The 14,959-nt window shown below is 42.7% G+C and carries 10 protein-coding genes and 3 pseudogenes; 5 read left to right on the top strand and 8 right to left on the bottom strand.

The features are described 5' to 3' along the window. Positions 1-138: 138 nt before the first annotated feature. A pseudogene (locus SC79_RS20885) lies at positions 139-334 on the top strand (oligoribonuclease); the annotation flags it as partial. Here SC79_RS20885 and SC79_RS04775 read toward each other — a convergent pair. The 3 genes and pseudogenes from SC79_RS04775 to SC79_RS04765 form a co-directional block, all read right to left on the bottom strand. Then, positions 335-931: a DedA family protein gene (locus tag SC79_RS04775; protein WP_010330644.1), complete on the bottom strand. Its 597-nt coding sequence runs from the start codon at positions 929-931 to the stop codon at positions 335-337. It lies immediately after the preceding pseudogene. Between the two features lie 72 nt (positions 932-1,003). After that, positions 1,004-1,899 (bottom strand): annotated as a pseudogene (gene galU / locus SC79_RS04770) (UTP--glucose-1-phosphate uridylyltransferase GalU). Between the two features lie 18 nt (positions 1,900-1,917). Beyond that, positions 1,918-2,082: pseudogene (locus SC79_RS04765) on the bottom strand (GtrA family protein); the annotation flags it as partial. A gap of 757 nt (positions 2,083-2,839) precedes the next feature. On the opposite strand from SC79_RS04765, the gene SC79_RS04760 reads away from it, so the two are divergent. After that, complete coding sequence (locus SC79_RS04760; protein WP_039074085.1) at positions 2,840-4,378, top strand: glycoside hydrolase family 43 protein; 1,539 nt, start codon at positions 2,840-2,842, stop codon at positions 4,376-4,378. Positions 4,379-4,447: 69 nt separating this feature from the next. After that, the gene (locus SC79_RS04755; protein WP_039074084.1) at positions 4,448-5,719 is read left to right on the top strand and encodes a glycoside hydrolase family 30 beta sandwich domain-containing protein; all 1,272 of its coding nucleotides are present in this window, start codon (positions 4,448-4,450) and stop codon (positions 5,717-5,719) included. Positions 5,720-5,969: 250 nt separating this feature from the next. Here SC79_RS04755 and SC79_RS04750 read toward each other — a convergent pair whose 3' ends face one another. From SC79_RS04750 to SC79_RS04740, 3 genes are all read right to left on the bottom strand, one after another. Beyond that, positions 5,970-6,233 (bottom strand): YnfE family protein, encoded by a 264-nt coding sequence (locus tag SC79_RS04750; RefSeq protein ID WP_039074083.1) that lies wholly within the window; start codon positions 6,231-6,233, stop codon positions 5,970-5,972. A gap of 74 nt (positions 6,234-6,307) precedes the next feature. Continuing rightward, complete coding sequence (locus SC79_RS04745; protein WP_039074269.1) at positions 6,308-7,807, bottom strand: cellulase family glycosylhydrolase; 1,500 nt, start codon at positions 7,805-7,807, stop codon at positions 6,308-6,310. A gap of 325 nt (positions 7,808-8,132) precedes the next feature. Further along, positions 8,133-9,530 carry an alanine/glycine:cation symporter family protein gene (locus SC79_RS04740; protein WP_039074082.1) on the bottom strand — a complete coding sequence of 466 codons (1,398 nt, stop codon included), beginning with the start codon at positions 9,528-9,530 and terminating at the stop codon, positions 8,133-8,135. 484 nt (positions 9,531-10,014) lie between these two features. On the opposite strand from SC79_RS04740, the gene SC79_RS04735 reads away from it, so the two are divergent. Then, entirely contained in the window at positions 10,015-10,368 is a 354-nt protein-coding gene (locus tag SC79_RS04735; RefSeq protein ID WP_039074081.1) for a hypothetical protein, read from the top strand. Positions 10,369-10,393: 25 nt separating this feature from the next. Then, complete coding sequence (locus SC79_RS21495; RefSeq protein ID WP_052245566.1) at positions 10,394-10,519, top strand: hypothetical protein; 126 nt, start codon at positions 10,394-10,396, stop codon at positions 10,517-10,519. Between the two features lie 51 nt (positions 10,520-10,570). Here the strand turns inward: SC79_RS21495 and parC are convergent, their stop codons facing one another. After that, positions 10,571-12,988, bottom strand: a complete 2,418-nt coding sequence (parC, locus tag SC79_RS04730) for a DNA topoisomerase IV subunit A (RefSeq protein WP_039074080.1) — start codon at positions 12,986-12,988, stop codon at positions 10,571-10,573. 3 nt (positions 12,989-12,991) lie between these two features. Then, entirely contained in the window at positions 12,992-14,959 is a 1,968-nt protein-coding gene (gene parE / locus SC79_RS04725) for a DNA topoisomerase IV subunit B (protein WP_039074079.1), read from the bottom strand.

The following is a 14,959-nucleotide window of genomic DNA, read 5'->3' as shown; positions in this document are numbered from 1 at the left end:
TAAAAATGTATCAATCACCATGTTGATGATTGATACATTTTTTTGCATGTTAAAAAGGTTTAGTGATCATCAATAATAACAATTAGAAGTTATGTGTATCATTCCGTACGTAATAATTTTTTTACGTAGTGTGGAGTGTGGAATACCCAAATCAACGGAGAAACACAGGAAGAAATTCGCATCTTTTAAAGAAGCAGAATGGTTTATCAAAAGAAATTATGCAGCATCTCTTGTGCGTGATGAAGGATTTGTCGCATTTGAAGCTGGCAAACCAGCATCGCAGATAAAAAATATGCATAGGGGAGAATCAACCATCCCTATGCATATCAGCTAGTTATCGTTTAAAGATAACTGCACGTTTTTTAATCACAAAGTAAAGGGCAATCACGACAATAGCCAGTATCATAATCGGCGTTGTATAAGTGCCCGCAATGTTCTCAACGTCATCCCACTGGCTTCCGAGCTGAATGCCTAAATAAACAAACAGAATAGACCACGGAATGATCGCAAGTACAGTCAGTACCACAAATTTGAGAAACGGCATTTTCGCAATGCCTGCGGGAATAGATATCGCATGTCTGACAACTGGGATAAACCGTGCCGAGAAGACAACCCCCGTGCCGTACTTTTGAAACCAGTTTTCTGACATGTCAATATGATGCTTTTTAATCAATAGGTACTTTCCGTATTTGTCCAAAAACGGTCTGCCGCCATAGCGCCCGATCCAATAAATAAAGATCTGGGCAATGGTGCCGCCGATAACACCCGCAATGATGGCGCCAATAAATCCAATCGTGCCCTCCGATACCATGTAGCCGCCATAGGCCAATACAATTTCACTCGGAATGATTTCAATCATTAAGCCAATCGCAATGCCCGCATATCCCATATTCGTCAGCCATGCTAACATTTCGCTTATCAAACTGCCCACATTCTTCACAACCTGTCCTCATCTTTTTCACTATTATATGACTGATTGACGAGCAAGATGGTTACAATTTTTTTATCGCGGCATGTCTTTTGTTTCCCGTTTGATCACATCTTCTACATAAGCCAAAAGCTGAGATCGCATATCGGGGCGCATTAAGCGGATTTCAGTGCTCGCTTTAAAACAGCCCAGCTTATCGCCAATGTCATATCGATTTCCTTCCAGCATCCGGGCATGGACGGCTGCTTACAGCAAACCTCACGAAGCGCATCTGTAAGCTGAATTTCGTTTCCCGCACCTCTGCCAATTAACTTCAAAACGAGGAAGATTGATGAATTCAGCACATAACGTCCGATTACGGCGTTTTCGGAAGGCGCTTCATCAAGTGAAGGCTTTTCCACTACATCCTTGACCTCATACACATGCCCATGAGTTCCAGATGTATTTATCATACCATATTTGCTGACATCCTCAGGGAGAACCGACTGGACACCGACAACTTCTGTGCCGTAAGCATTGTATACATCCATTAGTTGCCGAAGAGCTGGTTTTTCAGACACCATAATATCATCGCCTAAGAGAACGGCGAAAGGCTCATCGCCGATAAAATGCTCCGCACACAGCACCGCATGGCCTAATCCGAGCGGTTCTTTCTGGCGGATGTAATGAATGTTGGCCAAATCGGCAATCTGCTGCTTTCTTTAAGCGTCTCCGTCTTGCCTTTTTCCCGCAAATTGAATTCCAATTCCGCCGACCGGTCAAAATGATCTTCAATCGAGCGTTTGTTTCTCCCTGTAATAATCAGTATATCTTCAATTCCTGACTCTGCGGCCTCTTCTACAATGTATTATTGGATTGCTGGTTTGTCGACGATCGGGAGCATTTCTTTCGGCTGCGCCTTTGTCGCCGGCAGAAAATCTTGTTCCTAAACCCGCTGCGGGAATGTCCGCTTTTCTCACTTTTTTTCTCATGCATCTTCACTCCTGATCCTATATGTTTTTCAGCGAATCTCCAAATACCCAGATTCGGCTTCCGCTAAAATTCACCATCATTCCGCCGACAGTGGCGGCGAGCTTACTCACCAAAAGCGAACAACCGCCTTTTTGAAACAAATAAAGCAGCAAAAAGGTGATCCCCGACGCGACGATATTCATCTTTACCCCTTCATAAAAGATGAGGATGGCTGTCATATTTGTTGATATGGATTACTTTACCGGACAATGTTGAATAAACAATTACTAAAATAAGAACAAAACATGAAAAAGCAGGCATACTGCTCAATTGTTCTTATACTCTTTTAAAAAACAGATGTATTGAACGGCTGTTTTTTTGGAGCCTGCCTGAAAACTCTCTTTATATAAGGGTGCGAAAATAGAAGAGTTCTCCGAAGGGGGAGGGCGGAATGATAACGAAATGTCTGACAAAGAAGAGAACAATGTAAACAAATCAGGAGAAAAAGCAGCCGGAATTCAATAGATTGAGAAGTTTCAAGCCTTGATTCCTTATCAGCAGAGATGTCTAATTATTGCAATAGCTCTAAAACACCGAGAATCGAGGGAGCGGAGTCGGTAACAGCCGGCTATGTCAGCCCCATCTTATCAATGAATAAATGTATCCAGTTCCTTTGTAGAATCGAACTCAAATTCCTCCAAAATATCCTATGCACAATTTTTTTCATGATGTAGGATGTTAGATAAAGGGATATTTTGGATAAAAATACATCTCTGTTCAACGGAAGTAGAGGGGGCTCATGAACAATCCTGCCATTTTATTATCTGGACAATGGTCGCTAGGCATGGGGGAAATTTTCTAGATTGATCATGTAGAAATAAGCGGTGCGATCTTCATGACCTGTTGTTAGCAAATTCCAAAAGCACCTTTCATTTTAAGAAAAAAGGAGGATGTGAAGTGATGTTTAAAAAGTGTAGCGTATGTTTATGGGTTCTTGCTTTATTATTGAGTTGCTTCATTGGGAAGTCTGCGTATGCTGCCAGTCCTACAATTGCAAAATATATAGGGAATTCAAACCCGCTTATCGACCATCATTTGGGAGCCGATCCCTTTGCGCTGACTTATAAAGGAAGAGTCTACATCTATATGTCAAGCGATGACTATGAATATAATAGCGACGGTACGATTAAAGATAATTCATTTGCCAATTTGAATAAAATATTCGTCATATCTTCAGCGGATATGGTGAACTGGACAGATCACGGAGCGATTCCGGTAGCAGGTGCCAATGGAGCTAATGGAGGCCGTGGAATTGCAAAATGGGCAGGTGCGTCCTGGGCCCCGTCAATCGCAGTTAAAAAAATCAATGGCAAGGATAAATTCTTTCTCTATTTCGCAAACAGCGGCGGAGGTATCGGCGTTCTCACCGCAGACAGCCCGATTGGTCCATGGACCGATCCAATCGGAAAAGCGCTCGTCACGCCAAGTACACCAGGAATGGCTGGTGTTGTATGGCTTTTTGATCCGGCAGCATTTGTAGATGATGATGGCACAGGTTACCTGTATGCCGGAGGAGGCGTTCCGGGCGGTTCAAATCCCACGCAGGGACAATGGGCCAATCCTAAAACGGCAAGAGTCATAAAATTGGGGCCTGATATGACGAGTGTTGAGGGAAGTGCATCTACAATTGATGCGCCTTTCATGTTTGAAGATTCGGGATTGCACAAGTATAACGGAACATATTACTATTCCTATTGCATCAATTTCGGCGGCACACACCCGGCCGATAAACCCCCAGGTGAAATCGGCTACATGACCAGCTCAAATCCCATGGGTCCCTTTACATATAGAGGGCACTTCCTGAAAAATCCGGGTGCATTTTTCGGAGGTGGCGGAAACAACCATCATGCTGTTTTCAATTTTAAAAATGAGTGGTATGTAGTGTACCATGCTCAAACTGTCAGTTCCGCTTTGTTCGGGGCTGGCAAAGGATACCGTTCTCCCCATATTAATAAGCTGGTGCATCATGCAGATGGCTCCATTCAAGAGGTTGCGGCAAATTATGCAGGTGTAACACAGCTTTCCAATTTGAATCCCTATAACAGGGTAGAAGCTGAAACGTTTGCCTGGAATGGACGCATTTTGACCGAGGTATCCTCTGCACCCGGCGGGCCGGTCAATAATCAACATGTCACAAGCATTCATAACGGAGACTGGATTGCTGTAGGAAATGCAGACTTCGGGTCAGGCGGTGCCAAGACGTTTAAAGCACATGTAGCATCGGCTATAGGCGGGAAAATAGAAGTGCGTCTCGATAGTCCAAACGGTAAGCTTGCAGGAACCCTGAATGTACCTTCAACAGGTGGAGCACAAAGCTGGAGAGAAATAGAAACTGCGGTAAGCGGCGCAACCGGTGTGCACAACGTTTTCTTTGTATTTACCGGAACTGGTTCAGGAAATTTGTTTAATTTTGATTACTGGCAGTTTACGCAAAGGTAGGAGAAAACCTTTCATTTGCAACATAAAAAGTGACAGTACCGTAAAAACCATATAAGGGAGAGGAAAAAAATGATTTCATGCGTAAAAAAAACAATTTGTGTATTAATGGTATGTTTCACTGCGCTGTCAGTCATGTTTACCGGGCCAGGTGCTACTGAAGTTTTGGCAGCAAGTGATATAACAGTTAATGTATCTGCTGAAAAACAAGTGATTCGCGGTTTTGGAGGAATGAACCACCCAGCTTGGATTGGAGATTTGACAGCAGCTCAAAGAGAAACCGCTTTTGGAAATGGGCAAAATCAGTTAGGTTTTTCAATGTTAAGAATTCATGTGGACGAAAATAGAAATAATTGGTACAAAGAAGTAGAGACGGCAAAGAGTGCGATCAAACATGGGGCGATCGTTTTTGCGTCTCCCTGGAATCCGCCAAGCGATATGGTTGAAACCTTCAATCGTAATGGTGACACATCCGCTAAACGGCTGAGATACGATAAGTACGCCGCATACGCGCAGCATCTTAACGATTTTGTTACCTACATGAAGAATCATGGCGTGAATCTTTATGCGATTTCTGTCCAAAACGAGCCTGATTATGCACACGAATGGACGTGGTGGACACCGCAAGAAATACTTCGCTTTATGAGAGAAAACGCTGGCTCGATTAATACCCGTGTCATCGCGCCTGAGTCATTTCAATACTTTAAAAATATATCGGATCCGATTTTGAACGATCCGCAGGCGCTTAGGAACATGGATATTCTCGGCACTCACCTGTACGGTACTCAGGTCAGTCAGTTTCCTTATCCTCTTTTCAAACAAAAAGGAGCAGGGAAAGAGCTATGGATGACGGAAGTATACTACCCGAACAGTGACAATAACTCTGCGGATCGCTGGCCCGAGGCATTAGGCGTTTCAGAGCATATTCACCATTCAATGGTAGAGGGAGATTTTCAAGCTTATGTTTGGTGGTACATCCGCAGATCATACGGTCCTATGAAAGAAGACGGTACAATCAGCAAACGCGGTTACAACATGGCTCATTTCTCGAAGTTTGTGCGCCCCGGCTATGTAAGGGTTGATGCCACGAAAAATCCTAATCCGAACGTTTACGTATCAGCTTATAAAGGTGACAACAAGGTTGTGATTGTTGCCATTAACAAAAGCAACACAGGGGTCAACCAAAACTTTGTTTTGCAGAATGGATCTGCTTCCCGTGTATCTAGATGGATCACGAGTAGCAACAGCAATCTTCAACCTGGAACGAATCTTAATGTAACGGGCAATCATTTTTGGGCGCATCTTCCAGCTCAAAGTGTGACAACATTTGTCGTAAATCGTTAAAGGCACCTAAGGCAAGCGTACCGCGTTGAAACTGAGCGATTTTCCGATCGGGAAATCGCTTTTTTGTCTGAAGCACGCTGCATAAAGGCCGAATGGTCACAAGGGAAGATGACTAATGATGTCGTTCGATTTCTTAGTTTACATAATATATATTCTAGGAAGTACATGAAATCAATAAATTCCTGTCTCAATCACAAAGTATACTTAAGTTAGTGAGACAGAAATGAGAATTTTACTGTTGGAGGTTTAATCAAAAAAATGGCGTAGTCAATTCATCATAAACTGCTTCTAAATCTTCGAGCGTCAAATCGCCATATGCGCATTTGATAACTGAATCAGCAAATACATCGTAGTCATAATCCGTAGAAAAACGTTGCTGCAGCTTTGTTTCGTAAGATTCGAGCTGTTCTTTTTGATGTTGAATATCTGTTTCCTTCTCTGGATAGTCCGGACCATTTACCGCATTATTTATTTTTTTGAACAGCATCATATATTGCTTCAGTGTTTCATCCACAACCTAAACCTCCTTGTTTTCCTTTATGAGATGATGAAAACGGACATCATTGCTGATGCCCGCCAAAAGCTAAACTATTTGGGTTCTGTTCCCCAAATCAGTTTTCCGTGATTATATAATGTGATTTTTTTCGTTGTTTTAAACGTATTTGATTGGAAAAAGGAATAATCTCCGCCTTGCGCATAATTGCTCCAGTCATCGTTGTGAAGACGAATCTGAATCTCCCCTGTGCTTGCTCCCGGTGACAGCGTTCCGGTTTTAAACCCTACTTGCAGATAGGTATCTGCGCCTTTCTTAGGTTTATGCAGCGCCATAAACTTGTGGGTCACATTTTCGCATCCGATCTGCGCGTAGTCACAGTCGAAGTTTTGGCCTTTGTTTTTCGCGTTATACCAGTAACGCACAGTGACATCTTGTAAATCAACCGCATTGTTGCCATTATTTTTGATGTGAAGCTGCGGGCGGATTTGGTTGCCATTCACACTTCCATCCCCTGCTCTGTATTGCACAGAGAGGCCTTTTTCCTGTATCGGTTGATCTTGAATCGGCGTTTCAGGTCTGTCCTTCACCGAATCTTTGCTGCCGAGAATGTTTTCTCTTACAAATGTTCCTGAAGCAGATAAATCTGACAACGGCCAGCCGCCTGTTTTAGACGCTCCCGGCTTTAATGCTGAAGATGATTCCTGCTTATCAGAAAGATTCCAGTTGACCCAGCTGATGTGCTTGCTGTCGAGATAATTCAGCCATTCCCGGGACTGGTCTAGAAATACTCCGCCATTTCCCGAAGCATCGCTTGTCCCCCATTCCGTTACAAAAATAGGCGCTCCTTTGCTGAGGGCATAGTTTGCTTTATCACGTAAAAACTGGCCGTGTGTGCCGGCATAAAAATGAAGCGCGTACATGGTATTCTGATCCGCAAGCTGATCATCGGCAGCATCATTCACATCCTGGCTCCATGTACCTGTTCCGACAATGATGATGTTATTGGGATCGTTTTTACGGATGACGGAAATGACTTCTTCCGCATATGGTTTAATATCACGCTTCCAGTTCACATCGCCGTTTGGTTCGTTCGCAATTTCATAAATGACGTTTGGCGTGTTTCCATAAAGGCTTGACATTTCCTTAAAGAATTCTTTTGCTTTCTCTTTATTTTGATTTGGGTTGCCGTCATTTAAGATATGCCAGTCAATGATGACATATATCCCAAGCTCTTTTGCCGCTTCAACCGCTTCTTTCACCTTGTTTTTCACAGACGGATTATCAATATAACCGCCGTCTGCCGTATACATCGCCGCTCGGAATACGGTAATGCCCCAATCGTCTCTCAGCCATTTTAAGCTGTCTTTATTGACAAAATCGCCAAACCATTGCAATCCGTGTGAGCTGATTCCCTTCAGCTGCACCGTTTTGCCGTCTTGATTGACTAGCTGCGTGCCTTTTATGCTTAGCTGGCCATTGATTGATACTGGCGTTTTTGCCCCTTTTGCAGATGCTTTTGGAGCCGTTAAGCCGCCGGTTGCTAGTAATGCAATGAATAAACATACGGTTAAAATAGAGACTGAACGTTTCATATCAGACACTTTTTCCTCCTTCAATCGTTATGTAAAAACAATGCCTAGTATCTTACTGCTCTCCTCCCTTCGCTTTTGTACCACGGACTCATTGTAAAAAGCTTTCTCATGTTTGTCTATCAACCTAATTTCTTGTTTTTAGCCGGCTTAAAAGCCTGTCTATTTGCTCTTTTCGAGTTATGTCAGATACTGCTGACACATGGGGGAACAAAGATAAAAGCATATAATCAGGACTTTACACATGATTATTTTATCAAATCAAAATATTCCGCTTCTTTTAGGCAAATAAAAAGCTGCATTCATTGAAGTGAATGCAGCCGTGTTTTTATGCTTCTTGTCTCTCATCTTCCCATGTTTCAGCGTTTTTCAGACCTGGGATGTTCTTCGATTTGAATACAGGATCAAGTCCTTGTTTACGCTGTTTCGCGTAATCTTTATACGTTTTATAAGCTACGTTTGACAAGAGCGTGATCACAACTAAGTTAATCAGCGCCATAATTCCCATAAAGAGATCCGCCATGTCCCACACAATCTGGAACCCTGCTACACACCCAAAGACAACCATAGCAACAACCGCGATACGGTAAATGTTCAGCCATGTTTTGCTTGTTTTAATAAATTCAATATTTGTCTCACCATAATAGTAGTTTCCGACAACTGAACTAAAAGCGAACAAGAACATAGCGATGGCTATGAAACTAGGAGCCCAGCCTCCAATATGGTGGCTCAGAGCAGCCTGTGTAATCTGTATGCCGTCACCCTTTGGTGTTACACTGTACAGTAAAATGATAAACGCAGTAGACGTACATACGATAAATGTATCGAAAAACACGCCTAATGTCTGAATAAAGCCTTGTTTTGCCGGATGCGAAACATGAGCTATCGCAGCAGCGTTTGGCGCGCTACCCATTCCCGCTTCGTTAGAGAAAAGTCCGCGCTGGGCACCAATGACGATGATAGCTCCCAGTCCTCCGCCGACAACTTGATCAATTCCTAAAGCGTTTTTAACAATAATCGCAATAACACTTGGGAATGCAGAAATATTTGCGAATACAACATATAGCGCAATTAAAATATACAGTCCAGCCATGACCGGAACAATCAATTGTGTCACAGCGACAACACGTTTTAAACCGCCAAAAATAATAAAGGCTGTTAAAACAGCAAGAACAATGGCGACAACAATTTTATTTACATGAAAAGCGCCTTCTAACGCTCCTGCAATTGTATTGGATTGAACAGCGTTAAAAATTAATCCGAATGATACGGTAATTAAGACAGCGAATACGATCCCAAGCCATCTGACTCCAAGGCCTTTTTGAATATAGTAGGCCGGACCGCCGCGGAAATCGTCTCCGTCCTTCACTTTATAAAGCTGTGCCAACGTACTCTCAACAAAGCTTGAAGCCATGCCTACAGCAGCTACAACCCACATCCAAAAGACAGCCCCTGGGCCGCCCGTCGCAATGGCTAAGGCTACACCTGTCAAATTCCCTGTACCGACTCGGGATGCCGCCGAGATAAAAAACGCCTGCATAGATGAGACACCTTTATTTCCATCAGGCTTCTCTCCTACTATTCTGAACATTTCAATAAAGTAACGGAATTGGATAAAACCAAAACGAAGTGTGAAAAATAAACCAAGCCCTACTAAAATATAAAATAAATATTTCCAAATAAAAGCACTTGGAATATTGATTAAGTTATTGAATAAAGACTCCATATTGCCCTCCCGTTTCATCAATTCTTAGTAAATTCAATTTTGATGTTAGATTTTTTAACATGCTGAGTCTTATTATATCACAATATGTCGAATTAGGAAGTTTTTTCGTGAAGATTATTGTTTAGATTGATACTTACTCTCTCGTTCCTCCTTTCTATTATTTTCCTATGAATAAAAAAATTTATGATAAACTTTCATAGAAAAAGTGTTCTCTATTAAAAAGTAAGAATGTTATCTTGACACTTTTATAAATAAAGTGATAAATCCTAAACACCGACCATATCATTTAAAATGTGTTTTTATTCACATCTCAGAACGGGTATACATACACTAATAAAAGCAATTTCTCTTTCAAAAGTAAGCAAAAAGATATATACTTAACAAAGTGAAATTTATTTTTAAATTTAAAAAATCAGGTTTACTTTCAGATTGGGTTAGGGTATTATTATAAGAATATTCAGTAATATTAAAGGGGGGAGATCATTTGAAAAAAGTAACGATACTGAAAGCGTCCATCTTATTCTTGGCGATTGCCAGTTTTCATTTGTTCTCAATTCCCCACGCCTTTGATATCGGCCATCATTATAAAGCCGTAGCCGACCAGCAGGAAATGCATGAGTTGAAAACCGGCCAAAATGCTGATGATGAGAAGAAATCCATCACAGGAGCAATCGCGCTGATTGCTTTATGGGCAATGGCTGTTCTGCTTCTGACCGCTGAAAGCAAAGATACGGGTGACTCCCGCAGGCGCCAGCGGAAAAAAAGCTTTATCCTGGCCAAATTTTATCAATCGTCTTATTTCGGCAAACTTCATGTTCAACATCACCCGATTATATAACGAAAATATGAGGAGGCTGTTAAACATGTTGTTTATCGTAAGAATGGTGATTTTAGGCTTATTTTCTTTCACAGCACTGAATTTATTTGTATGGCAAGGAATTGAATTTGTTCATGCCTTTACAGATCTTTTCACAAGCCATGAAAGCTAATTGAAAACAAACGAAACCCGCTCGCATCATGTGAGCGGGTTTTTTGATGATTTATTCTGTTTGAAGGCGCCAAACAGCTGTGACCCTGCCTGATTCCTCTTCATCAATAAAGAAAGAGCCATTGCTGTATCTGTCGTTTGTCCGCAAGTCTTTTGCCTGAAGTTCCTTTCTGTCGCCTTTTTCCGTTTCCGCCATCAGCCGCTGATCCAAACCACAAGTGAATACTGATACGACACGGTGAGGGTTCTTCTTCAATTCCCTCAGCATCACAACACCGCGTTTTGCACGGGACGTTTTTTCAAACTCGGCAAGACTCATGCGTTTAACCGCTCCCCGTTGTGTGAACAATACAATGGAATCAGATTCCTGAAGGATCTCTCCGGAAACCACAAAGTCATCTTCTTTTAAGTTAATCCCTTTGACACCTGCCGCACGCGCGCCAACTACATTTACTTCATCTTCTCCAAACCATAGGCCGTACCCAAGCTGAGTGGCTATAAAGATCTGGCTTTTCCCATTTGTTACATGTACATTGATCAGTTCATCTTCACCCTTCAGATTTAATGCCACAAGCGCTTTAGAATAACGCTGTGCTTTATAATGGGTGAGTTCTGTCTTCTTCACCATACCGTTTTTCGTAAAGAACAAAAGATACGCCGATGGATCAAATTCTTTTATCGGTATTGCTTTTACAATCGTTTCATCACCATCAATGCTAATCACATTTGAAAAATGCTGGCCCATGTCCTTCCATCTGATATCAGGCAGCTGGTGAACCGGACAGTAAATATAGCTGCCTTTGTTCGTAAAGAGCAGCAGTACATCCGTCGTATTCATTTCGAATTGATGCAGTATCCTATCCGTATCCTTCATTCCAAAATCCTGGCCATTGGAAGCGGCAAATGAGCGCTGGCTCGTCCGTTTTAGGTACCCATCCTTCGTAACGGTCACATATACATCTTCAGACGCAACCATGACTTCAAGGTTAATTTTAATTTCCTCAATTTTCTCTTCAATCACAGAGCGCCGTGTATCTGCATATTTCTTTTTCAGTGCTTTTAAGCTGTTTGTGATCACTTTTAAGAGCTTTTTATCATTGCTCAGAATGGATTCGAGCTCTTCAATTTTTTTATCTAGCTCTTCCGCCTCTTCCTTTAGCGCTGTGATATCTGTATTGGTTAAACGATACAACTGCAATGACACGATCGCTTCAGCCTGAGGCTCTGTAAATTCATATTTCTCTATCAAATTGTTTTTAGCGTCACGTTTGTCGCTTGAAGAGCGGATTGTTGCAATGACCTCATCCAAAATGGATAAAGCTTTCATAAGCCCTTCTACAATGTGATGTCTGTCTTTTGCTTTTTGAAGCTCATAAACGGACCGGTTTGTAACAACTTCCTTTTGGTGGCCGATATATGCATCCAAAATAGCAGGCAGAGTCATCAGCATCGGACGGCGGTTATGAATGGCCACCATATTAAAGTTATAAGTGATCTGTAAATCGGTATTTTTATATAAGAAATGTAAAATGCCCTTGGCATCCGCTTCTTTTTTCAGTTCAATAACCACTCTCAGCCCTGTTCGGTCTGTTTCATCGCGAACCTCTGAAATGCCCTCAACCTTTTTATCAATGCGGAACTCGTCCATTTTTTTCACAAGGTTCGCTTTGTTTACTTCATATGGAATCTCGGTAATGACAATTTGTTCACGTCCGCCTCTGATTCCTTCTATTTCAGCTTTACCGCGGATAATGATTTTTCCTTTTCCGGTTTCGTAAGCTTTTCTTATGCCGTCAACACCTTGAATAATACCGCCTGTCGGAAAATCAGGCCCTTTTATGACTTCCATAAGTTCATCAACAGAACAGGATGGCATTTGGATGCGTTTGATAACAGCATCAATGACTTCTCCGAGATGATGAGGGGGAATGTCGGTCGCATATCCCGCTGAAATCCCGGTAGATCCGTTGACCAATAGGTTAGGAAACATCGCTGGAAGGACGACAGGCTCCTTGCTTGTATCATCGAAGTTCGGGACGAACTCAACCGTATTTTTGTCAATATCCCGAAGAAGCTCAGATGCAATCGGAGATAATCTCGCCTCTGTATAACGCATGGCTGCCGGAGGATCTCCATCGATGCTTCCGTTGTTTCCATGCATTTCGATTAACACATTTCGCACTTTCCAATCCTGGCTCATCCGCACCATTGCTTCATAAACCGAACTGTCACCGTGCGGATGATAGTTACCGATGACGTTACCGACCGTTTTGGCCGCTTTTCTGAAGTTTTTATCAAACGTGTTTCCATCCGTATGCATCGCATACAAAATTCTGCGCTGTACCGGCTTTAAGCCGTCTCTCGCATCCGGAAGCGCCCTGTCTTGAATAATATATTTACTATAGCGCCCAAAACGGTCGCCGATCACCTCTTCTAATGGTAAATCATGAAATAATTCTGGCTGTGACAATCATTAAACCTCCTCAGCGACCGATAAATTTTCATTTTCTAAAATATTGCTTTCTTCATCTAAGCCGAAAGCGACGTTTTTCTCAATCCACTTTCTGCGCGGTTCCACTTTGTCTCCCATTAACGTCGTCACACGTCTCTCTACGCGCGCCGCATCGTCGATTTTAACCCTTACAAGCGTGCGGGACTCAGGATTCATCGTTGTCTCCCACAGCTGGTCTGCGTTCATCTCTCCAAGACCCTTGTATCGCTGAATGGTATAGCCTTTGCCAACTTTTTTCAGGACATCATCCATCTCTTCATCAGACCATGCGTATTCAATGATTTCCTTTTTCCCGCTTCCTTTGCTGACCTTATATAAAGGAGGCAGCGCAATGAACACCTTGCCATGCTCAATAAGCGGCTTCATATAGCGATAGAAAAAGGTGAGAAGCAGCACTTGGATATGAGCGCCATCCGTATCAGCGTCGGTCATAATGATGATTTTGTCGTAGTTGATGTCATCGATTGAGAAATCCGCTCCAACTCCGCCGCCGATCGCATGAATGATCGTATTGATCTCTTCATTTTTAAATATATCAGCAAGTTTCGCTTTTTCCGTATTAATGACTTTACCGCGTAAAGGCAGAACCGCTTGAAATCTGCGGTCTCTCCCCTGTTTGGCTGATCCGCCTGCAGAATCTCCCTCAACAAGATACAACTCATTTTTTGCCGGGTTTCTCGAACCAGCAGGCGTCAGCTTTCCGCTTAATGTCGCTTCGGATTTTTTGCGTTTTTTGCCGCTTCTTGCTTCTTCACGGGCTTTGCGGGCCGCTTCGCGCGCCTGGCTCGCTTTGATGGCTTTTTTAACAAGGAGTGTTGCGGTATCCCGATTTTCCTCTAAAAAGTAAGCAAGCTTCTCTGAAACAATCGCATCAACCGCTGACCTCGCTTCACTTGTACCTAGCTTTCCTTTTGTTTGTCCTTCAAATTGAAGTAGCTCTTCGGGAATGCGGACAGAGATAATGGCTGAAAGCCCTTCCCTTATATCCGTTCCTTCAAGGTTCTTATCTTTTTCTTTCAGCAAAGCCACTTTTCTCGCATATTCATTAAATGCACGTGTCATCGCTGTTTTTGCACCAGACTCATGAGTACCGCCGTCTTTTGTTCTGACGTTGTTTACAAATGACAAGATGTTTTCAGAATAACCGTCATTAAACTGGAACGCAAAGTCGACTTCTATTGAATGATGTTCCCCCTCAAAAGAAACCACTTCAGACAAGGCGTCTTTTTCTTCATTTAAGTAAGCGACAAACGCTTCTATGCCGTTTTCGTAATAAAAGACCTCATGCTGGTCATTGCGCTCGTCAATCAGCTCAATTTTTAATCCTTTTAACAAAAACGCAGATTCTCTTAAGCGCTCAGAAAGCGTCTCAAAATTATAAGTTGTTGCACTGAACATCGTTGGATCTGGCTTAAAATGCGTAAGCGTTCCTGTCTTTTTTGTTTTGCCGATTTTTTCGAGAGATGTAACCGGTTTTCCTCCATTTTCAAACCGCTGCTGATAAATGAAACCGTCCCGCTCAATGGTTACCGTCAGCCATTCAGATAAAGCGTTTACGACTGATGCACCAACTCCGTGCAGCCCTCCGCTCGTCTTATAGCCGCCTTGGCCGAACTTTCCTCCGGCATGAAGCACCGTTAAAATCACTTCAGGGGTTGGTTTGCCGAGCTTATGCATTCCAGTTGGCATGCCGCGGCCTCTATCCTGTACGGAAATACTGTTGTCTTTATGTATTTTGACGATGATGTGATCTCCATGGCCCGCAAGCACCTCGTCGACAGAGTTATCTACGATTTCATAAACCAAGTGGTGCAAGCCCCGCGCGTCAGTAGAACCAATATACATACCCGGCCTTTTCCTGACGGCCTCAAGGCCTTCGAGCACCTGTATGGCATCTTCGTTGTAATCAAATTGCTGTTTTCTAGCCAA

The sequence above is a fragment of the Bacillus sp. MSP13 genome, from assembly GCF_000815295.1.
Classification (GTDB): domain Bacteria; phylum Bacillota; class Bacilli; order Bacillales; family Bacillaceae; genus Bacillus; species Bacillus vallismortis.
The sequence above is the reverse complement of the archived record's forward strand: the minus strand, read 5'-3'. Positions and strand labels throughout refer to the sequence as shown.